This window comes from Halopiger xanaduensis SH-6 (genome assembly GCF_000217715.1).
Taxonomy (GTDB): Archaea; Halobacteriota; Halobacteria; order Halobacteriales; family Natrialbaceae; genus Halopiger; species Halopiger xanaduensis.
Genome location: NC_015666.1, coordinates 587154 through 611617 on the forward strand (window position 1 = coordinate 587154; position 24464 = coordinate 611617).

General features: G+C 68.0%; 24 protein-coding genes. 11 read left to right on the top strand and 13 right to left on the bottom strand.

Annotated features, from left to right (window positions below):
* The first annotated feature begins 26 nt into the window (after window positions 1-26).
* The 3 genes from HALXA_RS02850 (at window position 27) to HALXA_RS02860 (ending at window position 3312) form a co-directional block, all read left to right on the top strand.
* A complete protein-coding gene (locus tag HALXA_RS02850) occupies window positions 27-830 on the top strand; it encodes a prealbumin-like fold domain-containing protein (protein WP_013878796.1) in 804 nt (267 codons plus the stop codon).
* A gap of 359 nt (window positions 831-1189) precedes the next feature.
* Window positions 1190-2491, top strand: coding sequence for an adenosylhomocysteinase (locus HALXA_RS02855; RefSeq protein ID WP_013878797.1), 1302 nt, complete (start codon window positions 1190-1192; stop codon window positions 2489-2491).
* A gap of 95 nt (window positions 2492-2586) precedes the next feature.
* Window positions 2587-3312, top strand: coding sequence for a hypothetical protein (locus tag HALXA_RS02860; RefSeq protein ID WP_013878798.1), 726 nt, complete (start codon window positions 2587-2589; stop codon window positions 3310-3312).
* Window positions 3313-3321: 9 nt separating this feature from the next.
* On the opposite strand, the gene HALXA_RS02865 is transcribed toward HALXA_RS02860, so the two are convergent.
* Together HALXA_RS02865 and HALXA_RS02870 are read right to left on the bottom strand one after the other, a co-directional pair.
* Window positions 3322-4266, bottom strand: coding sequence for a PAS domain-containing protein (locus HALXA_RS02865; RefSeq protein WP_013878799.1), 945 nt, complete (start codon window positions 4264-4266; stop codon window positions 3322-3324).
* A gap of 105 nt (window positions 4267-4371) precedes the next feature.
* On the bottom strand, window positions 4372-4632 hold the full coding sequence (locus tag HALXA_RS02870; RefSeq protein ID WP_049895389.1) for a HalOD1 output domain-containing protein: 261 nt from the start codon (window positions 4630-4632) through the stop codon (window positions 4372-4374).
* Window positions 4633-4850: 218 nt separating this feature from the next.
* On the opposite strand from HALXA_RS02870, the gene HALXA_RS02875 reads away from it, so the two are divergent.
* From HALXA_RS02875 to hjc, 3 genes are all read left to right on the top strand, one after another.
* Window positions 4851-9821, top strand: coding sequence for a PAS domain S-box protein (locus HALXA_RS02875; RefSeq protein WP_013878801.1), 4971 nt, complete (start codon window positions 4851-4853; stop codon window positions 9819-9821).
* A gap of 70 nt (window positions 9822-9891) precedes the next feature.
* On the top strand, window positions 9892-10719 hold the full coding sequence (locus HALXA_RS02880; protein WP_013878802.1) for a CPBP family intramembrane glutamic endopeptidase: 828 nt from the start codon (window positions 9892-9894) through the stop codon (window positions 10717-10719).
* 93 nt (window positions 10720-10812) lie between these two features.
* The gene (hjc, locus tag HALXA_RS02885; protein WP_013878803.1) at window positions 10813-11331 is read left to right on the top strand and encodes a Holliday junction resolvase Hjc; all 519 of its coding nucleotides are present in this window, start codon (window positions 10813-10815) and stop codon (window positions 11329-11331) included.
* A gap of 15 nt (window positions 11332-11346) precedes the next feature.
* On the opposite strand, the gene HALXA_RS02890 is transcribed toward hjc, so the two are convergent.
* The 3 genes from HALXA_RS02890 to HALXA_RS02900 form a co-directional block, all read right to left on the bottom strand.
* The gene (locus tag HALXA_RS02890; RefSeq protein ID WP_013878804.1) at window positions 11347-11823 is read right to left on the bottom strand and encodes a DUF6653 family protein; all 477 of its coding nucleotides are present in this window, start codon (window positions 11821-11823) and stop codon (window positions 11347-11349) included.
* Between the two features lie 73 nt (window positions 11824-11896).
* A complete protein-coding gene (locus tag HALXA_RS02895) occupies window positions 11897-12529 on the bottom strand; it encodes an SWIM zinc finger family protein (RefSeq protein WP_013878805.1) in 633 nt (210 codons plus the stop codon).
* Between the two features lie 202 nt (window positions 12530-12731).
* Window positions 12732-12965: a hypothetical protein gene (locus HALXA_RS02900; protein WP_013878806.1), complete on the bottom strand. Its 234-nt coding sequence runs from the start codon at window positions 12963-12965 to the stop codon at window positions 12732-12734.
* 114 nt (window positions 12966-13079) lie between these two features.
* Here HALXA_RS02900 and pspAB point away from each other — a divergent pair, with 114 nt between their 5' ends.
* The 3 genes from pspAB (at window position 13080) to radA (ending at window position 16279) form a co-directional block, all read left to right on the top strand.
* Entirely contained in the window at window positions 13080-13688 is a 609-nt protein-coding gene (gene pspAB, locus HALXA_RS02905; RefSeq protein WP_013878807.1) for a PspA-associated protein PspAB, read from the top strand.
* A gap of 256 nt (window positions 13689-13944) precedes the next feature.
* A complete protein-coding gene (locus tag HALXA_RS02910) occupies window positions 13945-15051 on the top strand; it encodes an outer membrane protein assembly factor BamB family protein (RefSeq protein WP_013878808.1) in 1107 nt (368 codons plus the stop codon).
* Window positions 15052-15247: 196 nt separating this feature from the next.
* Complete coding sequence (gene radA, locus HALXA_RS02915; protein WP_013878809.1) at window positions 15248-16279, top strand: DNA repair and recombination protein RadA; 1032 nt, start codon at window positions 15248-15250, stop codon at window positions 16277-16279.
* Between the two features lie 50 nt (window positions 16280-16329).
* Here radA and HALXA_RS02920 read toward each other — a convergent pair whose 3' ends face one another.
* The 8 genes from HALXA_RS02920 to HALXA_RS02955 all read right to left on the bottom strand — a co-directional run bounded on the left by HALXA_RS02920 (window position 16330) and on the right by HALXA_RS02955 (window position 22415).
* On the bottom strand, window positions 16330-17127 hold the full coding sequence (locus tag HALXA_RS02920) for a hypothetical protein (protein WP_013878810.1): 798 nt from the start codon (window positions 17125-17127) through the stop codon (window positions 16330-16332).
* Window positions 17128-17217: 90 nt separating this feature from the next.
* Complete coding sequence (sufU, locus tag HALXA_RS02925; RefSeq protein WP_013878811.1) at window positions 17218-17649, bottom strand: Fe-S cluster assembly sulfur transfer protein SufU; 432 nt, start codon at window positions 17647-17649, stop codon at window positions 17218-17220.
* A 104-nt stretch (window positions 17650-17753) separates the two neighbouring features.
* A complete protein-coding gene (locus tag HALXA_RS02930; RefSeq protein WP_013878812.1) occupies window positions 17754-18311 on the bottom strand; it encodes a heme NO-binding domain-containing protein in 558 nt (185 codons plus the stop codon).
* Window positions 18312-18542: 231 nt separating this feature from the next.
* A complete protein-coding gene (locus tag HALXA_RS02935) occupies window positions 18543-18791 on the bottom strand; it encodes a hypothetical protein (protein WP_013878813.1) in 249 nt (82 codons plus the stop codon).
* A gap of 99 nt (window positions 18792-18890) precedes the next feature.
* Window positions 18891-19562, bottom strand: a complete 672-nt coding sequence (locus HALXA_RS02940) for an HD domain-containing protein (protein ID WP_013878814.1) — start codon at window positions 19560-19562, stop codon at window positions 18891-18893.
* Between the two features lie 45 nt (window positions 19563-19607).
* Window positions 19608-20018: a hypothetical protein gene (locus HALXA_RS02945; RefSeq protein WP_013878815.1), complete on the bottom strand. Its 411-nt coding sequence runs from the start codon at window positions 20016-20018 to the stop codon at window positions 19608-19610.
* A gap of 134 nt (window positions 20019-20152) precedes the next feature.
* Window positions 20153-21397: an aminotransferase class V-fold PLP-dependent enzyme gene (locus HALXA_RS02950; RefSeq protein WP_013878816.1), complete on the bottom strand. Its 1245-nt coding sequence runs from the start codon at window positions 21395-21397 to the stop codon at window positions 20153-20155.
* Window positions 21398-21524: 127 nt separating this feature from the next.
* Window positions 21525-22415 (bottom strand): hypothetical protein, encoded by an 891-nt coding sequence (locus HALXA_RS02955; RefSeq protein WP_013878817.1) that lies wholly within the window; start codon window positions 22413-22415, stop codon window positions 21525-21527.
* Between the two features lie 176 nt (window positions 22416-22591).
* On the opposite strand from HALXA_RS02955, the gene HALXA_RS02960 reads away from it, so the two are divergent.
* Both HALXA_RS02960 and HALXA_RS02965 read left to right on the top strand, forming a co-directional pair.
* Window positions 22592-23575 (top strand): ABC transporter ATP-binding protein, encoded by a 984-nt coding sequence (locus tag HALXA_RS02960; RefSeq protein ID WP_013878818.1) that lies wholly within the window; start codon window positions 22592-22594, stop codon window positions 23573-23575.
* A complete protein-coding gene (locus tag HALXA_RS02965; RefSeq protein WP_013878819.1) occupies window positions 23572-24453 on the top strand; it encodes an ABC transporter permease in 882 nt (293 codons plus the stop codon). The genes HALXA_RS02960 and HALXA_RS02965 overlap by 4 nt, the downstream gene beginning before the upstream one ends.
* The last annotated feature ends 11 nt before the right edge of the window (window positions 24454-24464 follow it).

Below are 24464 nucleotides of genomic sequence, written 5' to 3' on the forward strand. Positions count from 1 at the left end.
CACGTAATCCTGTATGTCTCGAGCGGATGAGGAACACAAAACCGCTCGCAGTGATGCTGGCCACAGCGTTGCTGCTGTCCGTTCTGTTCGCGGGCGGCGGCATCGCAACGGTCGCCGCATCCAACGCTTCGGCGAACGACAGCGTCGAGCCGGCGATCAACGTCGCACAGGACGCCGACGCGACCGTGACGGTCACGGACGCGAACGCCGATAACGAACCCGTCGCAGACGCGACCGTCGACGTAACCCTCGCTGACGGCGAAGACGCCTCGTACGCGGATACGGGCACGTACACTACCGGCGAGGACGGTACTGTCACCCTCGATGCGCCGACCGGTAACGAGAGCGTCGACGTGGCGATCACCGCGACGGTCAACGGCACCACCGCCGAGACGACCGCCACCCTCGAGCCGCTGAGCGAACTCGAGGTCGACAACTTCGGCGCGCTGGTCTCGCAGTTCGTCGAGCAGCAGCGCAACGAGACCGACGGGCCGCTCGGCCTCGCGGTGGCGGACTTCGTCGTCGAGAACAACCCCGGTAACGCGCCCGATCACGCCGGTCCGCCGGACCACGCCGGCCCGCCGGGTGACGATGACGACGATGACAAGAAGCAGGGGCCGCCGGACCACGCCGGCCAGTCTGACGGCGACGGCGACGACGACAAGAAGCAGGGACCGCCGGACCACGCTGGACCGTCGGACGATGACGAATCGGGCGACGATACGGACAGCGACGAAGAGTCGGACGACGATGGTGACGACGGAAACAGCGGTAACGGCAACAGCAACGGCAACGGCGGCGGTCCGCCGGACCACGCCGGACCGAACTGAGACCCGGAACCGAACGCAACGATGATCTCGATACCGGTCGACGAAAACCGATCGATCCGCGCGCTGTCAGTGTCAGAGGCACGTTCCGTCGCCGGTATCGAGCGCGGCGACGCGCACGAGCAGCCGACGGGAACAGGGGCTGCCGTGCGCTGACGACCGCACCGATCGACACCCCAACGCGGGTTTCGGACCCGCACACCCCCACTCGACACCCACCAGATCAGTTTCGTTTTTCGTTTTTATCGACGTTCGCCGATCGATTCTCGTTTGTCCCCTCGAGCGGCCGTCGCTCGCCGAGGGTGCCGGTGTCGCCGGCCGGGTTCGGTAGCGTTTTGGCCCCGCTCCCACTCAGTCGACCCATGACCGAGCTCGATATCGATAGCGACTATCCGCCGATCAGCGAGCAACTCGAGGACCTCGAGTCGGCCCGGGAGGAGGGCCGGCGCAAGATGGACTGGGCCGCCCAGCACATGCCCATCCTCGAGTCCGTTCGCGAGGAGTTCGTCGACGACCAGCCCTTCGAGGGCGAGCGCATCGCGATGGCGATGCACGTCGAGGCGAAGACGGCGATGCTGGTCGAGACGCTGGCCGAGGGCGGCGCCGAAGTCGCCGTTACGGGCTGCAACCCGCTCTCGACCCACGACGACGTGAGCGCGGCGCTTGACACCCACGAGAACATCACCAGCTACGCCAAGCGCGGCGTCGACGACGAGGAGTACTACGCGGCCATCGAGGCCGTCATCGCCCACGAGCCGACGATCACCGTCGACGACGGGATGGACCTCGTCGCCGCGATCCACGAGGACTACCCCGAACTGATCGACGGCATCGTCGGCGGCTGCGAGGAGACGACCACCGGCGTCCACCGCCTGCGCGCGATGGACGACGACGGCGCCCTCGAGTACCCCGTCTTCGCCGTCAACGACACGCCGATGAAGCGACTGTTCGACAACGTCCACGGCACCGGCGAGTCCTCGCTGGCCTCCATCGCGATGACCACGAACCTCTCGTGGGCCGGCAAGAACGTCGTCGTCGCGGGCTACGGCTACTGCGGCAAGGGCGTCGCGAAGAAGGCCGCCGGCCAGAACGCCAACGTCATCGTCACCGAGGTCGAGCCCCGCCGCGCCCTCGAGGCCCACATGGAGGGCTACGACGTGATGCCGATGGACGAAGCCGCGGAAGTCGGCGACGTCTTCCTGACGACGACCGGCAACCGGGACGTCATCGTCGAGGAGCACTTCGAGCAGATGAAAGACGGCGTCCTGCTCGCGAACGCGGGTCACTTCGACATCGAGATCGATCTGGACGCGCTGGACGACCTCGCGGTCGACCGCTACGAGGCCCGCGACGGCGTCGAAGCCTACGAGATGGACGACGGCCGCCGGCTGAACGTCATCGCCGAAGGCCGACTCGTGAACCTCGCGGCGCCCGTCTCGCTGGGTCACCCCGTCGAGGTCATGGACCAGAGCTTCGGCGTCCAGGCCGTCTGCGTCCGCGAGATGCTCGAGAACGGCGAGGAGTACGGCCCCGGCGTCCACGACGTGCCGGACGAACTCGACAAGGAGATCGCGGAGATCAAACTCGAGGCCGAAGGCGTCGAGCACGACTCGCTGACCGACACCCAGCGCGACTACATGGACAGCTGGGACCACGGAACGTAAGGTCGGCCGTCGTTTCGGTACCGTCGGCTGTCCCCTGCGCCGGCTGAATCGGCCGAAGCGCTCAAACCGAGCCTCCGAGATAGTACAGCCAATCGATGGGATCGAGGGGAAAACCGGCCGGCGGCGGAGAGTCGACGGGCGAGTATCCGATCTCGCCGCTGCTCGAGCGGTCGACGATCGACGCCGACGGCCACCTCGAGGTCGGCGTCTCCGTGGCGGGCGCCGGACGAGTCGCGGAGAACGACCTCGACGTCTTTCTCAAGCGCCCGCGGCTCTCGCCGGGCGAGCGGATCGAACTGGGGATCTTCGTCTCCGGACTCGAGCGGGTCGACGAAACCGAACTCAGCGTGTTTTACGACGGCGAGCGCGACGAACTGATCGACCTCGAGGATCCCGGGACGGTGCGTCAGAGTTCGAACGAGACGGCGACACCGTCGACAGCGGCGACGGATGCCGACGCGAGCGGCGCGGACGACAGCGACGTCGCGAACGCCGACGAGGAATCGGAACCGTTCGTTCACCCGACGACCCTCGACCGCGGGGACCCGGGGGAGTACGCCCTCGAGCGGAAGCCCCTCGAGGGGACCGACGGAGGCGGGCCGTCGTACATCCTCGAGATCAACACGCGGGCGGCCGCCCCGACGGGGTCGTACTCGCTGCCGATCGTTTTCACGTGCCGCTCCGAGGGCGGGATCAAGCAGATCAAGAAGGTGCGAACGGTCCGCCTCCGCTCGCGGCGCGAGCGGTGGCTGCCGTGGGTGGCGGGGCTTGCCCTCCTCGGACTACTGGCGGCCGCCGCCGTCCAGTTCGGGTTCTTCTAACGCGGCAAGTCAGGCGGTGCTATCACCGGCAGTTACGTCCTCCTCGCCGTCAGCACTCTCGCCGTTGTCGTCCTCGGTAGCGGCAGCTTCGACGACGAAGACGAGACTCCCGTCCTCGAGGCCGGCGAGCCGAACGTGGACCGGAACCGGCTCGCCGGACCGTCGGCGGCCGGTACAGGTGCCGGTCCAGCGCCACCCGTCTGCCGCCGTCGGAATCGCGGTCGCCTCGAGGTGTGCGACGGCGTCGGCGGTGAAAAAGTCCGTCCAGGAGCGCCCGCGCAGCGTCTCGCGGTCGTACCCGAACTGGGCCGCGAACCAGCAGTTCGCGGCCTCGAGTCGGCCGTCGGGGCCGGCGACGGCGATCGCGTCTCGGGAAAGCTGGATTCCCGCGAGCAATCGCATCGACAGGTCACTGAGTTGACTGCGATCGACGAGCGAGCGAATACGACGGGCGAGGCGCTCGTAGTCGCGGTCTGGCCGGGGATCGCTAGCGTTGGCGTCGACGTCGGCGTCGGCATCGGAATCGGCCGCGAGAACGGCGCCCGCTCGAACGCCGTCGATCAACCGGTGGGCTCGGACGGCGTCGGTGACGGTCGTCGTCCCCTCGTCAGTCGACGCATCCGAGACGACGATCACCGGGAGCGACGAATACCGATCGCGGACGCGCTCGAGGACGGCGACGGCGTCCGCGGCCGGCATCCCGGACGCGGCGTGCTCGAGAACGAGACAGTCCGCGTCGGCCAGTCGCTCGAGGAGCGGCGCCGTCGATTCCGCCGTGGAGAACGCCGGGAGGACCCGAAGATCGATCTCGTCGCCGCACTCGTCGCGCAACGCCGCCTCGAGTCGGTCCGGTGCTCGCCCGAGCGACGGGCGGTGGGTCGCGACGAGGACCGTGATGGCGGCGCGTCGCGTCCGCGGATCGGGGCGAAGAACTGTCGTCGAGAACTCTTGCATGGTCTGGAGCGTCGGTTCCGGCTGTCGTTTCGGGATTAGAACAGGGGGTAATTCTCGCCACTGCCGTCTCGATCGATCGTTGCAACTGCGGTTGCGTTCCGGCGCTTACACGCACTCATCGTAGATCGTCCCGTCGATGGCGATGGCGCCGTCGCTTCGAACTTCGACGCTGTGTCCGCCGTAGCCGAACGCCACGGTGGCTTCGCCGGTGGGATCGGCCTCGAGGAACCGGTCCAGCGCTTCGGGATCGACGACGTCGTAGAGCGGATCGAGCTCGAGCGGATCGGTGTCGGTTGCGTCGGCGAGGGCGTCGACGATCCGGAGACTGGGCGAGTCGTGAGCGACGTCGAGCGTGGATTCGGGCATAGTCGTCCGGAGGCGCGCGGCGACCATCCCCCTGATCGTTATACACGTTACGTCCGGCGGTTACGAGACGCTACGTGTATAGAAGGTCGACGGACCGACCGCTTCGGACCGGCTACCGGCGCCGCAATCGGTTCGCGGAATCGAGACTATCGGTTCGAGACGAATATTTTTGCGTGAACGGGCGAACGTATAACTCCCGATCGCCACGTATTGCCACCATGACCGAGGCTCGGCCTCGAGCGGATTGTCTCGAGCGACGGGAGTGCTACCGCATGATCGCCATCGTCGCGGGCGTACTCGGGCTGGTCGCCGCGGGCAGCAGCCACGCCGTCGGGACCGAACTGCTTCCCGTGCCCGGCGTCCTTGGACTTGCCGCTCGAGACGAATCGGATCGAACGACCGTCGAGCGCCTCGCGAACGAGGTCGAAGCGTACGTCGACCGGCTCGACATCACCGACCGCGGTACCGATCCGGTCACGGAGGTTCCGGTCGGGCCCGAACTCGGTCCCGAGGCTGAACCCGAATCCGAGTCCGAGTCCGAACCGGAATCCGAACCAGCAGCGCAGGACCCGGACTCCCGCCGAAACGACGAGGTCGAGCGCCTCGCAGCGGCCGTCGACGACCTGACGAGCGCGGTCGAACGCCGCGAACGGCACCTCGCCGAGAGCGAACGCTACCGGACGGAGCTGTACCGCATCACGTCGGACCCGTCCGCGAGCGGCGACGAGAAGATCCGCCGCGTACTCGAGCTCGGCTGCGAGCGCCTGGGCGTCGAAGCGGGATTCGTCTCCCGCATCGATCCCGAGCGCGAACGATACACGGTGCAGTTCGCCCGCGGGAGCGACCTCGTGCAGGAAGCCGAGGAGAGCGATCTGTCGACGATGTACTGTCGCCACGCGATCGATGCCGACGGCATCCTCGAGATTTACAACGCGCCCGCGGAAGGGTACGAGGACGAGCCGAGCTACGCGGAGCTGGACGTCGGCTGTTACCTCGGCGGGCGGATCGAGGTCGACGGCGACCTGTACGGCACCCTCTGTTTCGTCGCTCGCGAGCCGCGCACCGAGCCGTTTACGGGCCCGGAGCGGACGTTCGTCGACCTCGCGACGCGGTGGGTGAGCCACGAACTGGACCGGCGGACGTACGAGCGCGAACTCGAGCGCCAGCGGACGTTCACCGACGACCTGCTCGACGCGCTCGACGACGTCTTCTACGTGGTCGACGAGGACAGGTCGCTCCGGCGCTGGAACGACGCGCTCACCGACGTGACCGGCTACTCCCACGCCGAACTCGAGGCGATGGACGAACCGCTGTACTTCGACGCGGACGCGCGAACGGCGATCGAGGAGTCGGTAGCGGAGGTCTTCGAGACCGGCGAGACCCGGGTCGAGGCACCCCTGACGACCAAAGACGGCGAGCGGATCCCCCACGAGTTCGTCGCGTCGGTAATCGAGGACCCGGACGGGAACCAGATCGAGGTCGGCATCGCCCGGGACATCTCCGACCGGAAGCGCTACGAGCGCGAACTCGAGCGGACGACGCACCTCCTCGAGCAGGCCCAGCGGCTGACGAGCGTCGGCGCCTGGGAGCTCGACGTTCGCGGCGCCTCGCCCGACGTTCAGTGGACCGACGAGACGGCGCGCATCCACGGCGTCGATCCCGATACCGACCCCGGTATCGAGGACGCCCTCGAGTACTACCATCCGGCGGATCGACCGCGGCTCCGCGAGGCGATCGACCGGGCCCTCGAGCGGGGGGAGTCGTACGAACTCGAGTTGCGGATGCGAACGGCGACGGACGATCGGCAGTGGGTCCGGACGATCGGCGAGCCGATCTACGACGACGGCACCGCGGCCGACTCCGAGACCGAGATCGTCGGCGTTCGCGGCTCGATTCAAGAGATCACCGCGCGCAAGGAGCGCGAGCGGGAGCTTCGGGAAACCAACGAACGGCTCAACGCGATCATCGAGGCGTCGCCGGCGGCGCTGGTCGCGCTCGATCGCGACGAGAACGTGACGCTCTGGAACCCCGCGGCCGAGCGCATCTTCGGCTGGAGCGAGTCCGACGTACTGGACGACCCACTGCCGATCGTTCCCGACGATCGCGACGACCACCAGCCGATCTTCGAGCGCGTGCTCGAGGGCGAGACGATCGCCGGACTCGAAACGAAACGGCGCCGCGAGGACGGGTCGCTGATCGACGTGAGCGTCTCGGCCGCGCCGATCCGCGACGCGGACGGCGAGATCGTCGGCACCATGGGCGCGCTCGAGGACATCACCGAGCGCAAGGAACGCGAGCGACGGCTGGAGACGACGACCGCGCGGCTCGAGGCGCTGTTCGACGACTCCCCGGACATCATCAACGTCGTCGACGCCGACGGGACGATCGTCGAGGCGAACCGGCGCTTCGCCGACGAACTGGGATACGCCGAGGGCGAACTGCTCGGAACGAAAGTCTGGAAGTACGACGAACTGTTCGACGCGGACGACGCGCTCGGACTGCTCGAGGGAATGGCGGTCGGCGAGCGGCGGAAGTTCGAGGGCCGGTTCCGTCGCCGCGACGGATCGACGTTCCCGATCGAAGTCCACCTGATTCGGCTCGACCTGGAGGACGAGAACCGATTCCTGGCGATCTGTCGCGACATCACCGAGCGCAAGCTACGCGAACAGGATCTCCAGGAGACGAAACGTCGACTCGAGCTGGCGCTCGAGGGGACGAACACCGGGCTCTGGGAGTGGAACGTCGACACCGACGAGATCGACTGGAGCGGGACGCTGGAGCGGCTGGTCGGGCTCGAGCCGGGGGCGTTCGAGGGCACCTACGAGGCGTTCGAGCGGCGCGTCCACCCCGACGACGTCGACCGCGTGGAAGCGGCGCTCGAGGCGGCCGTCGAGGAGCGCGAACTCTACCGGACGGAGTTCCGGATGCGCCGCGAGGACGGCGACTGGATCTGGATCGGCGCCCGCGGCCGGCTCGTGACCGACGCCGACGGCGGCCGGCGCATGGTCGGCATCCTCAACGACGTCACCGAGCGCGTCGAGTACGAGCGGGAACTCGAGCGGACGACGAACCTGCTCGAGCGAGTCCAGCGGATGGCCGACATCGGCGGGTGGGAACTCGACGTCACTGACGAGCCACAGGTCGCGATCTGGTCCGACGAGTTGTACCGGCTCCACGATCTGTCCCGCGACGTCGAGCCGGACCTCGAGACGACGATCGAGTGCTACCACCCCGACGACCGACCGCTCGTCCGCGAGGAACTCGAGCGGGCGCTCGAGACCGAGACGGAATACGAACTCGAGGCGCGGATCCGGACCGATTCGGGCGAAAACAAGTGGGTGCGAGCCATCGGCGAACCGATCCACGAGGGCGGCGACCTCGTCGCTTACCGCGGTGCGCTACAGGATATCACCGCGCAGAAGGAACGCGAACGGACCCTCGAGTCGCTCACGGAGACCGCTCGGCGGCTGCTCAACGCGACGACGGAGCCGGCGGTCGCCGAACTGGCCGCGGAGACGGCGACCGAGTTGCTCGAGGGGGCCAGCGCCGGCGTCTACCTGCTCGATGCCGAGACCAACCGGTTCGAGCCGGTCGCGTCGGCCGGCGACTTCGAGGAGCGAACCGGCGGCGCGCCGTCGGTCGCGGTCGGCGGCGACTCCCTGCTCTGGAACACGTACGTGACGGGCACGCAGACGGTCGTCGACGGCGGAAGCGGCGCCAGCGGAACGCCGCTGTTCGGCGACGACGCCTCGAGCGGATTGCTGGTGCCGCTGGGCGAGCACGGCGCGTTCGTTCTCCTGGCTCCGCCGGCGGCGATCGACGACGAGACCCGACGGCTGTTCGAAACGCTCGTCGCGACCGTCGAAGCGGCCTTCGACCGCCTCGAGAGCGAGGCGAGCCTGCGGGAGCGGGACGCGGAACTCGAGGCGCGCAACCGCCGGCTCAGGCGCCAGATTTCGATTACGGACCTCATCCGGCGGATCGACCGGTCGCTGATCGGCGCCGAGAGCCGCGACGAGATCGAACGCACCGTCCCCGAGCGGCTGGTCGAGGCCGACGACATCGCGTTCGCGTGGATCGGCGCCGCCGATCCCGGCGAGACGACGCTCGAGCCTCGGACGTGGGCCGGCACGAGCCCCGAGTATCTGGACGCGGTCTCGCTGGACCTGTCGTCGGGAACGGAGCCGGCCGTCCGGACCGCCCGCACCGAGACGCCGACGGTGGTCGAAAACGTCGTCGACGACCTGCAGGAGGGGGCGTGGCGAACGACCGCACTCAACGAGGGGCTGCAGTCGGCCGTCGCCGTCCCGCTCGAGTTCGAGGAGTACGGCTACGGCGTGCTGGCCGTCTACGCCGACGAACCCGACGCGTTCACGGACCTCGAGCGGACGGTGTTCGCGGAACTCGGCGAGGGGATCGCGAACGCGATCAACGCGGTGCAGACGCGGGAGGCGCTACACGCCGAGTCGGTCGTCGAACTCACGCTCGAGTTCTCGGACGCGGACGACGTGCTGTCCCGGATCGCCGAGGGCGCCGACGCACGGGTCGCGTACGAGGGACTGAGCACCAGTTCCGAGGAGGAGGCGCTGCTGTTCTTCGAGATCGAAGGGGCGGAGACTGACGACGCCGCCGACACCGGTGACGCGGAAGACGGCGCGTCCGCCGCCCGCGACGTCCTCGAGGACCTCGTTGCCGTCACCGACTACCGCGTGATCGCCGCGACGGACGACGGCTGGCTCGTCGAGGCGACCGTCGCCGGCGACGTGCTCGCCTCGCGGCTCGTCCGCCACGGCGCCAGCCCGCGCTCGATCGCAGCCGACGGCGACCGAACCGTCGTCACGGCCGACGTGCCGCCCGGAACCGACGTCCGCGAGTTCGTCGAGATGCTCGCGGACCGCTACCCGAGCGTCGACCTCCGGTCGCGGCGCCACGTCCAGCGGGACACCCACACTCGCCGGGAGCTGGTCGCGTCGCTACTGGACCCGCTCACGGAGCGGCAACTCGAGGTGCTCCGGACGGCCTACTTCGCGGGCTTTTTCGAGTGGCCCCGCGAGAGCACCGGCGAGGAGGTCGCCGAGTTGCTCGAGGTGACCCAGCCGACGGTCAACCGCCACCTCCGGCTGGCTCAGCAGCGGCTCCTCTCGCAGTTGTTCGAAACTGAAACGCGGCCGTTCGGCGGCGAGACATGACCCGAAGCAGGTTTCGACGCCTCGAGATCGGAAAGGAACACCCAAGGACCGCCCGACCGTAGTCAGGCGCATGGAAACACCCGCTCGCGACCGTCGCGACGCCGCGCCGCTGCGGTCGACGCTCGTCGCCATCGGCCTGACGATCTTCGGCGTTCTCGTCGCGCCGAACGTCACGACGCTGCCCGCGTTTCTGCTCGATCCGGCGCTGATCGACGGGCCGGCGGAGGCGTCGATCGCCGGCCGAACGGCGCTGTTGACGCTGAACTTCGTCGGGATGTTCCTGGCCGGCGCCATCTATCTGGTCGTCACCGACCGCGGCTGGTCGTACGTCGACCTCCACGTCCCGTCGAAGCGGGGCTGGGGGTACGTCGGCATCGGTATCGCCAGCATGATCGCGTTCTACATCCTCGTGAACGTCGTCGTCACCGTCCTCTCCTTGCCGTCCGCGGAGAACGAGGTGATGCGGTTCATCGAGAACGACCAGACGATGGTCCTGATCATGATCGGCATCGTCTTCTTCTTCAACGCGCCCGCCGAGGAGTTCCTCTTCCGGAACATCGTCCAGAAACGGCTCTACGATGCGTTTAGTCAGACGCAGGCGATCGTCATCGCTAGCGTGATCTTCGCACTGATCCACTTCTTCTCCTACGCCGTCAGTTCGACCTCGCTGCTCGCGACTATGGTGCCGATCGTGACCGTCTTCGGCGGCTCACTTATCTTCGGCTACCTCTACGCGAAAAGCGAAAACCTCCTCGTCCCGATCGCCGCTCACGCCACGTTCAACGGCATCCAGTTCGCCCTGTTCTACATCGCGCTCGAGTACGAACTCGAGGAGGCGGCGCCGACCGGCGAGGCAGTCACTGCGGTTCTCGAGGTCGTCGCGGCGGTCCCGCTGTAGCCGTCACCAGCCCGTCCTCGAGGCCCGACCACTTTCACCGCGCCATCCGTCGCCGTCCGGTCCTTTATTATCACCCGCGGAAGAGAGGGCCGTATGTCTCAGGCGAAGGGCGACCGTCGCGAGCGCGAACTCGTCAACGAACTCGACGAGGCCGGCTTCGCGGTGATGCGCGCCCCCGCGAGCGGTTCGGCGACCGAACGCGAACTCCCCGACGTGCTCGCCGGCGACGGCGAGCAGTTCTACGCGATCGAGGCGAAATCGAGCTCCGGCGACCCCATCTATCTCACCGGCGAAGAAGTCGAGGCGCTGATCTACTTCGCGCAGAACTTCGGCGCGAAACCCCGCATCGGCGTCCGCTTCGACCGCGAGGACTGGTACTTCTTCCACCCCGGCGACCTCTACGTGACCGACGGCGGCAACTACCGGGTCAAGAAGGAGACGGCCGTCGCCGACGGCACCGACTTCGCCGAGTTCGTCGGCAAATCCGAGAAGGTGACCCTCGAGGAGATCGGCGACGAAGACGACGGCCCCGACGAGGACGTCCTGCGCGTGTTAAACGCCGTTAAACAGGGCGTAATGGACGTCGAGGAGGCGGCGGAGGCGCTCGAATAGCGGGGTAGAAGGGCGTTATACCCCACCGTCGCGGCGATCGTACCGCCGCGCGATCGCTTCGATCCACGCGAACTTACAGGCCATCGAGAGGCCGTACGTGACGGCCGCGCGAATCGGGCGGCGCTTGTACGCCGCGTACAGGGCGTAGCCGTACAGCGGCACGTTCGCGGTGTTGAGGACGTTCGGCCAGTCGAGCCCGAAGGTGCCGTCCCCGCCGTCGAGCCACCACCGCTCGGCCCGGACGCCGCGGGTCATCCAGTTCTCCGTCTCCGGGTCCGGCCGGGCGAAGAAGATCGGGTTGATTCCGAGGCCGACCGCTACCACGGCGAGCAAGCGCCAGTCCCGCCGGTAGAGCGCGACCGGAACGAACAGGCCGAGCAGGACCCGCGACCAGCCGCTTTTCGGGTTCGCGTGGCGCTCCCAGAACGCGCCTTCGAAGCGCTCGAGTCGCGCGTTCCGGGCCGCCGCGTCGTCGCCGTCTCGAGTCGACATAGCTGAACGTACGGCGAGCGGCGAGAAAAGCGTTCTTCGGTCCGAACGGCCGGGGACGCGCTCGGCGGCGGTGTCAGTAGTCGGCGGTAACCTTCTCGAGGCGCGTCCGCGGGAAGGCGTAGACCTTCAGCGACGAGGGGACGACGCCGTTCGGCTTGACGCTGGCGTGAGGGTAGACCGCGCCGACGACGGGGACGCCGGGATCGTAGTCCTCGTTGGTCGCGTACTCGGCGACCGTGCCGCCGGTCGTCCCGATCTCGACCGCATCGGAACGGTAGTCGGAGACGTCGACGACGGTAAGTCGATCGCCGGTCTCGCGGTCGCGAACCGTATCGCCGGGACGAATCTCGTGATCGTCGCAGTAGCACGGTTCGGCGACGTCTTCGTCGACGAACAGCGTCTCGCCGCAGTCGTAGCACTCGACGGCGATCTCGCCCGGCGGCGGGGTGCGTCCCTCGGTGATCTCGATCGCGACGCGACGAACGTGCTTGCAGCGGGCGCCGCGGAAGACGTGGTCCGGACAGGTGCAGCGGCCGGCTCCGAGGTCGACGAGGTAGGTGCTCTCGCTGGCGGATTCGACCTCGTAGAGGCCGTCGCCCAGCGCGAGCACGGCCATCGGCTCGACGCGGGCGCGCAGCGAGCGCTCTTCGAGGTGGTCGGGAGTCGGAACGGGAAGCGGTGCTTTCGGTGATGCTGTTGTTTTCATGGATGCATCAGGGGTGAACTGACGGAATCGGTCGACCGGCTATTCGATATTCCTAGGGGCTCGAGCACTATAACGAGCCCGCTACCCGCCATTTACCCTGAAATTCCGACTTTCGATCCGTTCGGACACAGCGGACACAGACTCGAGAGAGGGCCGAGATGCGCCGCTCGAGACGAGCCAATCGAGGTTCGAGATCGGGCCGTCACGGCCCGCGCGGTGCGATCCCGGTGTAGATGAGACAGGCGTGGATCGCGCCGACTGCCGGCGGCCCGCCGACCAGTAGCGGCCAGTCGATGGTCCGAATGCCGAGGATCGGAAGAAGGAGTCCGATACCGAGCAGCGACGCTCCCAGAATCGCGCCGTGGAAGATAGCGTATCGGAGTCGAGTCTCGTTCGCGTTCATCGCGATCAGTTGCTCGAGTGCCAAAGGAGTCATCGAGATGAGAGAAAGACCTTGGGGTCCAATAGCCGCGGCCTCGAGCGAACGGCGAGTCGAGTACTCTCGTCACCGAGACTAACAGATTAAATGATCGCCGCCCCTAGACCGGGTATGGGACTGCTGGACGGACTCCGCGCCGCCCTCGGGTTGCGCGCCGAAACCGACGCCCGGCGCGACGCCGACCCCGACGACCTGTTCGGGATGAGTACCGCCTATCTGACGATGGAAGCGGATTTGGGCTACGAATCGCTCGATATCGGGGCCCTGTGTTTCTCCGGCGTCGACTCGCACAGCTTCAGCGAAACCGTCGACGAAGTCGTCTCGATCCTCGAGGCCGGCCAGGAGGAGACAGGCACCGAGTTCTCCGTTTCGGAGGACGACCACGGCTACCACTGGGTGATCCTCGAGGACGACGACCCCGAGGACCTGATCACGAGCATGCACTTCGCCGCGGACACGTTCATCGAACGCGACTACGGCTCGCGGCTGCTGGCGGCCGTCTTCGCCTACGCGGACCGGGACGGCGATCCCGCCTACTGGATCTACTCGTTCCGCCGGGGCGCCTACTACCCCTTCGCGCCCCGCGACGGCCGGGAACGCGACTCGGGCGCGGAGTTCAAACTCGAGTCGGCGCTGGACGGCGAACTCGAGATCGAACGCGAGAAGGAGTACTGGTATCCGCTCTGGCCCAGCGAGCGGGGGACCCATCCCTGGGAGTGAGCGGCTCTACTCCAGTCAGGCCACCCACCAAATTCTGTTGGCAACACTGCTATCCCCTCGGGGCACCGAGAACGGGTGTCGGCAGGACGCCACATCATCACCATCACAACTGCGCCATACACAGTTGCCCCTTCTCCTGCCGCTTTCTCCCGCTCGATAGCGACGCGAAGGGCCGGTGACGACGGCCACTCGCCCCCCATTTGCTCGTCGAACACGGTCACACCAATTATGGGGGTGGGCTCGGTACCCGACAGCAGTGACCGAGTGGAATCAGTTCAAGGGCGACCCGCAAAACGGCGGCCTTCGACGCGATCTCGAGGGGCCGGTCCGACTCGAGGAGGCGTGGTCGGTCGACCTCGCCGCCCCGGTCGGGCCGCCGGTGCTGGATCACGAAACTGTCTACGCGGGTACCGAGCGCGGCACGCTCTTCGCGCTCGATCGCGAGACCGGCCGGCGGCGGTGGGCCGTCGAGACGCAGGCTGCGACCGACGAGGCGCCAGTTGCGACTCGCGACCGGGTGGCGTTCGCCACCGCGGACGGTATCGTCCGCGCGGTCGATCGCGCGACCGGCGATCCGGCGTGGCGAACGGAACTGCAAGGCACAGAGCCGACCGCGCTCGCGCTGTCAGAGGCGGGCGATCGGCTCTACGTCGGACACACGGCCGGCAGTACCGCGCTCGCAGTCGACAGCGGTGAGGCCGTCTGGACCCACGAGACCGAAACGCGAGTCGTCGGCTGTCCGGCGATCGCCGACGACCGAGCGTGGGCCGGCCCGCGCGTGTACGTCGCCACTGCGGGCGAAGCCGTGATCTGCCTCGAGGCCGAGTCCGGCGAGGAGAACTGGACGACGCCCGCGGACGGGCCCGCGGTCGCGGGACCGACGGTCGCGGCGGACCTCGTCTACGTCGCCGACGAGTCCGGCACGCTGCTCGCGATGAACGCCGACTCGGGCCAGCCGTGGTTTTCCTACGAGATCGACGGGCCGCTCGCGTCGTCGCCGACGGTGCTGCCCGACGCGGAGACGACGTTCGTCGGCGCCGCGGACGGCTACCTCCACGTCACCGACACGACCTTCGGCCGCCGCAAGCTTCGCGGCTGGCTCTTCTCGAAGAAGGGCGTTCCGCTGGACGGGCCGGTCAGTGCGAGTCCGGTGGTCGTGGGCAACGTGCTCTGCGTCGCCGACGAGACCGGGTCGCTGTACGGACTCGACGTCGCCGACGGCTGTTCGCACCTCTGGCACCGCGCGCTCGATGGCGCGATCTCACACGCCCCTGCGGTCGGCCGGGAGCGGCTGTACGTCGGCGACGACGACGACGGAACCCTCACCTGCCTCGCGTGGACGCCCGGCGAGCCGCGGCCCTGACCAGCGCGAATCCGATCGATCCCCTTCACTCGCGCTTTCGCCACCGCTTCGCAGTTCTCCCGACACCCGCCGATCGCGATCGGCTTCCCACGTAAACCTGCTGGCGCATCTTCGATTACCCTGCCGCCGTCCCCCACTTTCACTTTCACTCCCCTGTTAACGAGGGTTTATGGGGGGTGGGGCACAACGAGGGAGTATGCCCGACGCAGATCTCGAGACGCTCCCCGGCGTTGGACCGGCAACCGCAGAGAAACTCCAGGACGCAGGCTTCGACTCCTTCCAGAGTCTCGCCGTCGCCTCGCCCTCCGAACTGTCGAACACGGCCGACGTCGGCGAGTCCACCGCCGCGGACATCGTCAACGCCGCCCGCGACGCCGCCGACGTCGGCGGCTTCGAGACCGGCTCGACCGTCCTCGAGCGACGGAACAAGATCGGCAAGCTCTCCTGGCACATCGACGAGGTCGACGACCTGCTCGGCGGCGGGATCGAGACCCAGTCGATCACCGAAGTGTACGGCGAGTTCGGCTCCGGGAAGTCCCAGGTCACCCACCAGATGGCCGTCAACGTCCAGCTGCCCAAGGAGGTCGGCGGCCTCCACGGCAGCGCGATGTTCATCGACAGCGAGGACACGTTCCGCCCCGAGCGGATCGACGACATGGTTCGGGGCCTCCCGGACGACGTCATCGAGGCCACCCTCGAGGACCGCGAGATCGAAGGCTCGGCCGACAACGAGGAGGCGCTCGACGAACTCGTCGACGCCATCCTCGAGAAGATCCACGTCGCGAAGGCGTTCAACTCCAACCACCAGATGCTGCTGGCCGAGAAGGCCCAGGAGCTGGCCAGCGAACACGAGGACTCGGAGTATCCGATCCGCCTGCTTGCGGTCGACTCCCTGACCGCCCACTTCCGCGCCGAGTACGTCGGTCGTGGCGAACTCGCAGACCGACAGCAGAAGCTCAACAAGCACCTGCACGACTTAGACAAGGTCGGCAACCTCTACAACACCGCGGTCATCGTCACGAACCAGGTCGCGTCGAACCCCGACTCGTTCTTCGGCGACCCGACCCAGCCGATCGGCGGGAACATCCTCGGCCACAAGTCCACCTTCCGCATCTACCTCCGCAAGTCCAAGGGCGACAAGCGGATCGTCCGCCTGGTCGACGCGCCGAACCTCGCCGACGGCGAGGCCGTCATGCGCGTCGAGGACGGCGGCCTGAAGCCCGAGTAACGCCCCGCGCACCGGACGACTCGTCGTTCGGAGCGATCAGAGCCAACTTTTCAGTTTTCGACGGCCGTCAGAAGCTCCGTGAGTCCGTCACGAGCCGCCTCGAATCCCGCCCGCGAGTCGACGCGCATCGTCGTCGGCCGCTCGGGTCCGAGCCGCTCGAGGACCCCGCCGAGCGCGGCGATCGGCCGCGGCGCGTCCGGCGGATCGGTCCACTCGAGGGTGAGCCGCCGGTGGGCCGGTTCGACGTCGATATCGGCCACCCGCGAACAGCGGAAGCACGCGCGGCTCGAGGTGCCGAGCGGGCCGTCCGTTTCGTAACAGAGGCTCGCGCCGGCGAGTTCGAACGGCGTGCCGTCGACGGTCCACCGTCGGGGCTCGGTCGAGACGACGCCCGCCGGCGTCCCCTCGAGCGCGGTTGCGACCGCATCGACGGCGTCGGCCGCCGTCTCGGCGTCGAGGTCGAAGTTCCGGTGATCGGGATCGTAGGAGAGATACGGCGCGCCGCTGCGCTCGAGGCGGACGGACTCGAGCGCGACGTGGCCGTGCCAGGACGGGACGGTCAGCAGCGATCGGACGATCCCGAGCGCGTCGTCGGTCGCGGGCGCTCGGTACGCCGCGAGCGAGCCGTCCGTTCGGACGCACTCGAACGCGTCGCGGAGCCGCTCCGTCCGGGCGGGATACGCCCCGGCGAACGCCTCGTCCTCGAGGCGGAGCCAGCAGCGGTCCGCCGGCGTCGCGGCGGCATCGATCGCGGTCATCGCGAGGTGGCGATCGTCGCCCTCGAGCGCCGCGGTCCTGACGACGAGTTCGTGGGTCGAATCGACCCGCCGCTCGCTGTGGTCGGTCACGGCCGGGACTGCGTGGTGAGAAGGATCGTCATCGTCGGCGGTTGCGGATCGGCCCTCGCCTGGGGTCGCGAATCGGTGCGTCTGCCGTTGTTAGTCCTCGGTCGTCGTCTTGTCGACCTCGAGTTCGCCGCGTTCGATCTCGGCGCCGTCCTGGGCGACCTTCTCGGCCAGCACGGCGCACTTGACGCGCATCGGGGAGATGTCGACGCCGAGCATGTCGATGACGTCGTCGCGGTCCATCTCGAGGAGCTCGGACACCGTCATCCCCTGGAGCTCCTTCGAGAGCATGCTCGCGGAGGCCTGGCTGATCGCGCAGCCGTCGCCCGAGAACGCGACCTGCTGGATAGTCGCGTCGTCGTCGTCGACGGTGCCGTCGAGTTTGACGTCCATCCGAATCTCGTCGCCGCACATCGGGTTCTCCCCGACGTGGGTAAACGTGGGATCCTCGAGTTCCCCGTAGTTGCGGGGGTTCTTGTAGTGATCGAGGATCTGCTGTCGGTACATGTCCGAGCCCAGTCCCATTGTTACTCACGGGTAGGGCGGGTTCACCGAAAAGGGTTCCGACCGGGGTGTGTATCGGCGGGCGAACAACCGGTTCCGGTTCGTTTCCGCGACCGCCGCGACCGTCACACGGCGCCCGCGCGTCGACGGGTCACCACGAAGACGCAGCAGTCGGCCCCCTCGTGCATGCAGCGTCGCTGTTCGATATGTAACGGTTCGTCGTAGTAGTCCGCGATGCCCTCGAGGAGTCCCCGGGCGAGTGCACAGAGGCCGCGATCGGATTCGTAGGCGAGGGCAACCCGGCGATCGTCGACGCGGCGCGTTCGCAGTTCCGGCGGCGTGAACTCGCCGCTCTGCTTCGCGCGCAGCGCCTCGTGGATGTACGTTTCGACGTTGGCGATCAGCTCGAGGCCGGTCCACTCGCGGTCGACGTGCACGCCGTACGTCGAGAGCAGGTGCGGCACGAGGAATCGTCCGAACGCGGCCAGCAGCGTCGGCTCCTCGAGGCCGGTGAGGTCGGTCGCCGCGTCGACCAGCTCAAGGACGATCTCGTCGGGATACTCCGTGACGGGGACGTACAGGCGCGTTCGAAATCCGGCGGCCTCGTGGAGGTCGGTCCAGACGTCCGCGCCGTACTCCTCGGTGACGAAATCCTTCAGACCCTTCAGGACGATTCCGTGCACGGTTAGGCTCCCCCCGCGGAGCGTCCCACTCGCCGCGAGCCGCGGTCGGACTCGCCGGATACGTTCGGTACGGACGACGGCATTACCCTCAGAAATGGAGCGAGCGGGCAAATAACTTGTCACAAACAGTGATTGCGTCGATCGGCGACCGGTCGGCGCGGATCGATCGCGAGCAGTTCGGAAAACGGTTGCACGTCCTCGGCGCGTCGAAGCGGTTGGTGGTCGGTACCGCTACGTCGACCCCTGGTCGATCGGAGGGTTGCGGTAGCAGCCGTCGACGATGACGAGCACGCCGACGATCGCCGCGACGAGCATCGCTTCGACCAGCGACACGCTCGCCACGGTCGCGACGACCAGTGCAACCGCGAACGCAACCGGCACGATCCCGAGCAGGAGGTCGTACCGGCTGGCCGCGGCGAGAACGTCGACCAGGGCGTCGAACGGGTCCCGTTCGGGACGGCCGATGCCTTTCTCGTACATACGTTCTCACCTCGGCATCGGACTAGTACCGACGGGACGCGGAAAAATCCTCCGCGGGTTTTTTGTTGTTTGATAGGACGCGAGAATCGATCCGCTGGACTACGTCTCGCCCGCCAGTTCGGCGTCGAACTGCCGAACGTACTCGCGGACGAACCGGACGCGGGCGTCGGCGAGCTCCCGACCCGGCTCGGTGTACATCCGGTCGGGCAGGTCGAGGATCTTCTCGTGGATGTGATCGTACTGCGCGTCCGTCGACTGCGCGCCCGGCGAGTCCGAGTCGGCCCCCGGTCCATCGACCGCGTCGGCGTCGACGGCGCCGACGTCGTGGATCGGCGAGCCGGCCGCGCCGCCGTGGGCGAACACGCGAGCGAGCCCCACCGCGCCGAGCGCGTCGAGGTTGTCCGCGTCCGAGACGATCTTCGCCTCGAGCGTCTCGGGCTCTGCGGCGTTCGAGTAGCGGTGGGTGCGAACGCAGTGCCGGACGCGCTCGATCGCGTCCGGGTCCGCACCGACGTCGGTGAGAATTTCGCCCGCCTCGCGAGCGCCCCAGGTCGCGTGGTCGTCGATCTCGCCGCGGTCCTCGCGCTCGCGGCCGATGTCGTGCAAGTAGATCGCGAGGGTGACTACCCGTTCGTCGACGGCGTCGCCGTCTGGATGGCGGTCGATCAGCGTTTCGGCGAGCGCCGCGACCCGCCGGACGTGGTGCCAGTCGTGGGCCGGCGGGGCGTCCTCGAAGTACGACCGGGCGCGGCTGCGAACTGCCTCGAGCATGCGGGGCCGTTTCGACGGCACCGACAAAAGCGACTCCCTCGCGGCCTAGCACTCGGACTGCTCGCGCTCGCGTTCGTACTCCCGCTCGAGCGTTCGACAGGCCGGGACCAGGTGTTCGGGAACGGTGCCCGCGTTGGCGTAGAGCGCCTCGAGGACGACCGCTACCTCGTCGAACTGCGGCCCGGGTGCGGCCTGAAACGGCGTGCGCTGCCACTCGACGAAGCCGGCGTCGGCCAGCAGCGGGAGATGCCGGTGGTGGAGTTCGATCTGGAAGGCCTCCGGATCCCGCTCGATGACCGCCGGGACCGCCGCTTCGGGTAGCGAGACGGTGCCACCGTCGGGAACGTCCATGAGCTCGTCGACGAGGTGCCGCCGCGGTGCGGCCGACAGCGCTTCGAAAACGCGGTCCCATCGCCGGATCGCCTCCTCGGACTCCTGTCGCCGGTGGCGTGTCATACCGTCATATCACGGTATCGGATGCCATAAATGTGTGCAACGGTAACATTCAACTAGTTTACCGGGGAAACGGTGAGCTACCCGGGAAGCGGAACCGAAGAAAACGGCAGACGGCCCCGAAAGGGAGGCGCCGATCAGGCGAACAGCGCCCGCGCGTCGTCGAGGGCAGCGACCAGCTTGTCGACCTCCTCGCGGGTGTTGTAGACGTAGAACGACGCCCGCGTCGAGGCCGGAACCCCCAGTTTGTCGTGGAGCGGCTGGGTACAGTGATCGCCCGCGCGGACCGCGACCGTGTGGTCGTTCATGATCGAGGCCAGGTCGTGGGCGTGGACGCCCTCGAGGTTGAAGCTCACGAGGCCGCCGCGGTCAGGCCCGGGTTCGGGGCCGTAGATCTCGACGTCGTCCTCGGCCGCGAGCCGCTCGTAGGCGTAGGCCGCGATCTCCTCCTCGTGGGCCTGGATACGCTCCATGCCGACGTCCTCGAGCCAGTCGACGGCCTCGTGGAGGCCGACGGCTTCCGCGATGGGGGGCGTGCCGGGTTCGAACTTCCAGGGCAGGTCGCCCCACGTCGAGTCCTCGAAGGTGACCTTCCGGATCATCCCGCCGCCGTAGAGGTACGGCTCCATCTCCTCGAGCAGGTCCCGTTTGCCGTAGAGGACGCCGATGCCGGTGGGACCGGCCATCTTGTGGCCCGAGAAGGCGTAGAAGTCCGCGTCGATGTCCTTGACGTCGACCGGGCGGTTGGGGACGGCCTGCGCGCCGTCGATGAAGGAGAGAGCGCCGTGCTCGTGGGCCAGCTCGGTCAGTTCGGAGACGGGGTTGACGGTGCCGAGCGTGTTCGAGACGTGGACCGCCGAGACGATGGCGGTGTCGTCGGTGATCAGTTCGCGGGCGTGGTCCATGTCGAGCCGCCCGGTCTCGTCGACGCGGATGTACTCGACGTCGGCGCCGGTCCGCTCGCCGATCTGCTGCCACGTCACGAGGGAGGCGTGGTGTTCCATCTCCGTGAGGACGATCCGATCGCCGGGGCCGAGTTCGTTCAGCCCCCACGAGTAGGCGACCAGGTTCTCGCCCTCGGTCGTGTTCTTGGTGAAGATGACCTCCTCGCGGCCGTCGGCGTTGATGAACTCGGCGACGCGGTCGTGGGCCTCCTCGTAGGCGATCGAGGCCTCCTGGCTGAGGTGGTGGATCCCCCGGTGGACGTTGGCGTTCGTCTGCCGGTAGTAGTCGCTCATCGCGTCGACGACCCGGTCGGGGGTCTGGGTCGTCGCCGCGTTGTCGAGGTAGACGACCTGCTGGCCGTCGAACTCGCGCTGCAGGATGGGGAACTGCTCGCGGATGGCCTCGACGTCGAGCGACTCGAGGTTCTGGTGGCTCATTGTGTGTTTACAGGGACCCCATACAAAACACTCCTTCGGTCCCTCCACGGTTTGCGTCGATCGCGGTCGCTCGGGCCGCCGCGGTGACGGACGCGCGGCTCGTGGCCGCAACCGCGCCCCGGGCCGCCTACCGCGGCGCCTCGAGCAGCCGCGCCTCGCAGTCGTCGCAGGTGATCGCGTACACCTGCTGCGATCGACAGCACGACTCGACGGTCTCCTCGCCGAGCGAAACTGGCCCGTTACAGCGCGGACAACGCTCGAGAAACGCCCGCAGGCCGTTCGCCAACCGGCTGCGGTGGGCGAGGGGCCGCCGGTTCCAGTCGGGGATCTGATCGGCGAGCACCTGCGCCCCCGCGAGATCGGCAAGCAGTGCCGGTTCCGACTCCCAGCGACCGACCAGCCGTTCGTCGACCCGGACGGATACGCGCTCGTCGCGCCGATCGATCGTTACCGCCTCGGGATCGGTCTCGAGGAAGCGCGCGACCTGTCGCCGACGGTCGCCGTCCCGACGCACGTCGATCTCGGTTTGCCAGGCGCTACGAACCGGATCCGGCAGGCAGACGTCGTCGGTCGGCTGGTCGGCGTCGGTCCGATCCTCGCCGTCCGTACAGGGAACGACGATCCGGTGCTCGAGGAAGACGCGTTCGGGATCGATCGACGCTGGCGCAGAATCAACCGCAGGATCCTCCTCGTGGGTCGGCCCTGCCGGCGGCTGTACGTTCGTATCTGCTGCGGCCGCGGCGGGTGACGGCCCCTTGTCGAACGCTGCGAGCAGCCAGTCCGGGAAGTACCGCTTCGTCAGCGTCGGCGTTCCCGGCACCAGATAGCCCCGGAAGTAGATTGCGGCGACCGACAGCGCGAAGACGACCGGCGCCGCCGGGAGGGACGCGACGGCGACGGCAGCCGAGAGGGCAACCGCGAGCGCGATGTTGACCGCGGTACACGGGAGACATCGATTGGAACCCGTGTACTCCGGTCGACGGAGCCGCTCGAGCGGCCCCGTGCGTTCGGATGCCATACCGGAACGATCATGGCAGTTACCAAAAACGTTCGCCCCGGACGCACCGCGAGCGACTGCAGCGGCGGAGCCGGCGCGAGCTCACTCGAAGGCCTCGAGCGACCCGTCAAGCCTGTTTCCCGGCGCGAGAACCCGGCCGGTGACTTATACGGGCCATCGTGGTAGCCCCCGACGGGATGCCCGCGATCGACACGACAGCGCTCACCAAGGAGTACGGCGACCTCACCGCCGTCGACGGGTTGGATCTGACGGTTCGGGAGGGGGAGGTGTTCGGCTTCCTCGGCCCGAACGGGGCCGGGAAGTCGACCACGATCAACATGTTGCTCGATTTCACCCGTCCGACGGCGGGCTCGGCGACCGTGCTGGGCTACGATGCGCAGGCCGAGGCCGACCGGATCAGTCCACGGATCGGAATCATTCCCGAGGGGTTCGACATCTACCCGCGACTCGACGGCCGCCGCCACGTCGAGTTCGCCGTCGAGACCAAGGACGCCGACGACGACCCCGACGACGTACTGGACCGCGTCGGTCTCGAGCCCGCAGCCCGGGATCGGGCGGCCGGCGAGTACTCGACGGGGATGCGCCAGCGTCTCGCGATGGGAATGGCGCTGGTCGGCGACCCCGACCTCCTGATCATGGACGAACCCTCGAGCGGCCTCGATCCGCACGGCATCCGCGAACTGCAGGACCTCGTTCGCGCGGAGGCCGAGCGGGGGACGACCGTCTTCTTCTCGAGCCACATCTTAGAGCACGTCGAAGCCGTCTGCGACCGCGTGGGGGTGTTGAACGACGGCGAACTCGTCGCCGTCGACACGATCGACGGCCTGCGCGAGTCGATCGGCGGCGAGTCGACGGTGGGACTCGCGCTCGCCGGTCCCGCCGAGGAACTCGCTCCCGTCGCAAAATCGATCGACGGCGTGACCGACGTCGCGGCGTCCGGACGGACGCTCGAGTGTACGATCGTCGATCCGGCGGCGAAGGCGACCGTCGTGACCGAACTCGTCGACGCGGGCGCGACGATTCGGGACGTCCGGATTCGGGACGTCTCCCTCGAGTCGCTGTTCGCGAGTCTGACCGGCGACGCGGACGCCGCGGACGCGAACGCGGCGCCGGAATCCGACGCGAGTCCGCCGACCGCGGGTTCGGAGGTGGCCGAATGACCTCCCACATCGGCACCGTCGCGCGCAAGGAGTTCGACGACGCCGGCCGGTCGAAGCTGCTCTGGGCGCTGATCGGATTGCTCGTCGGCATCGTGGTCATCGGCTACGCGGCGATCTGGTACACGGCCGACGACGTGACCGCGGCCGAGATGCTGAGCTTCCTCGGCTTTCCGCTGCAGACGATCGTGCCGATCGCCGCGCTCATCGCCGGCTACATGGCGGTCGTCGGCGAGCGCCGGTCGGGCAGCATCAAACTCCTGCTCGGCCTGCCGCCGAACCGGACGGACGTCGTCTTCGGCAAGTTGCTCGGACGGATGGCCGTCGTGGCCGCGGCCGTCGTCCTCGCCTTTCTGGTCGCGCTCGTCCTGAGCGCCGTCCTCTTCGGCGGCGTGCCGATCGTCGACTGGCTCGGCTTCGCCGCGGTCACGCTGCTGTTCGGCGTCGCCTTCGCCGGACTGGCCGTCGGCGTCTCCGCCGCCGTCGCCACCCGCGGCAAGTCGATGGCGCTCGTCGTCGGGATCTACATGCTCCTCGTCGCGCTGTGGGAACTCGTCACCGCGGGCCCGTACTACCTCGTCTACGGCGAGGGCCCGCCCGTCGAAGCCGAGACGTGGTACCTCCTCCTCGAGCAGTTCAATCCGATGTCGGCCTACACGACGCTGGCGAGCGAGACGGTCGAGGGGACCGTCCCGCCCTTCACCTTCCAGTACGGCCTCGAGAGCTTCGAGGCGTCGCAGCTGACGCCGGCCGAGCGCTACGCCGGCGCGGGCGACGCGCCCTTCTTCCTGCAGGACTGGTTCGGCGTCGTCGTGCTGCTGTGCTGGCTGGTCGTGCCCGTCGCGATCGGCTACTATCGGTTTCAGAAGACGGATCTGTAGTCCGAGCCGCG

Bases quoted from the DNA above. Each gene is read 5' to 3' on its own strand.
- HALXA_RS02850 (WP_013878796.1), top strand. From the start codon at position 27: ATGAGGAACACAAAACCGCTCGCAGTGATGCTGGCCACAGCGTTGCTG.
- HALXA_RS02855 (WP_013878797.1), top strand. From the start codon at position 1,190: ATGACCGAGCTCGATATCGATAGCGACTATCCGCCGATCAGCGAGCAA.
- HALXA_RS02860 (WP_013878798.1), top strand. From the start codon at position 2,587: ATGGGATCGAGGGGAAAACCGGCCGGCGGCGGAGAGTCGACGGGCGAG.
- HALXA_RS02865 (WP_013878799.1), bottom strand. From the start codon at position 4,266: ATGCAAGAGTTCTCGACGACAGTTCTTCGCCCCGATCCGCGGACGCGA.
- HALXA_RS02870 (WP_049895389.1), bottom strand. From the start codon at position 4,632: ATGCCCGAATCCACGCTCGACGTCGCTCACGACTCGCCCAGTCTCCGG.
- HALXA_RS02875 (WP_013878801.1), top strand. From the start codon at position 4,851: ATGACCGAGGCTCGGCCTCGAGCGGATTGTCTCGAGCGACGGGAGTGC.
- HALXA_RS02880 (WP_013878802.1), top strand. From the start codon at position 9,892: ATGGAAACACCCGCTCGCGACCGTCGCGACGCCGCGCCGCTGCGGTCG.
- hjc (WP_013878803.1), top strand. From the start codon at position 10,813: ATGTCTCAGGCGAAGGGCGACCGTCGCGAGCGCGAACTCGTCAACGAA.
- HALXA_RS02890 (WP_013878804.1), bottom strand. From the start codon at position 11,823: ATGTCGACTCGAGACGGCGACGACGCGGCGGCCCGGAACGCGCGACTC.
- HALXA_RS02895 (WP_013878805.1), bottom strand. From the start codon at position 12,529: ATGAAAACAACAGCATCACCGAAAGCACCGCTTCCCGTTCCGACTCCC.
- HALXA_RS02900 (WP_013878806.1), bottom strand. From the start codon at position 12,965: ATGACTCCTTTGGCACTCGAGCAACTGATCGCGATGAACGCGAACGAG.
- pspAB (WP_013878807.1), top strand. From the start codon at position 13,080: ATGGGACTGCTGGACGGACTCCGCGCCGCCCTCGGGTTGCGCGCCGAA.
- radA (WP_013878809.1), top strand. From the start codon at position 15,248: ATGCCCGACGCAGATCTCGAGACGCTCCCCGGCGTTGGACCGGCAACC.
- sufU (WP_013878811.1), bottom strand. From the start codon at position 17,649: ATGGGACTGGGCTCGGACATGTACCGACAGCAGATCCTCGATCACTAC.
- HALXA_RS02935 (WP_013878813.1), bottom strand. From the start codon at position 18,791: ATGTACGAGAAAGGCATCGGCCGTCCCGAACGGGACCCGTTCGACGCC.
- HALXA_RS02940 (WP_013878814.1), bottom strand. From the start codon at position 19,562: ATGCTCGAGGCAGTTCGCAGCCGCGCCCGGTCGTACTTCGAGGACGCC.
- HALXA_RS02945 (WP_013878815.1), bottom strand. From the start codon at position 20,018: ATGACACGCCACCGGCGACAGGAGTCCGAGGAGGCGATCCGGCGATGG.
- HALXA_RS02950 (WP_013878816.1), bottom strand. From the start codon at position 21,397: ATGAGCCACCAGAACCTCGAGTCGCTCGACGTCGAGGCCATCCGCGAG.
- HALXA_RS02955 (WP_013878817.1), bottom strand. From the start codon at position 22,415: ATGGCATCCGAACGCACGGGGCCGCTCGAGCGGCTCCGTCGACCGGAG.
- HALXA_RS02960 (WP_013878818.1), top strand. From the start codon at position 22,592: ATGCCCGCGATCGACACGACAGCGCTCACCAAGGAGTACGGCGACCTC.
- HALXA_RS02965 (WP_013878819.1), top strand. From the start codon at position 23,572: ATGACCTCCCACATCGGCACCGTCGCGCGCAAGGAGTTCGACGACGCC.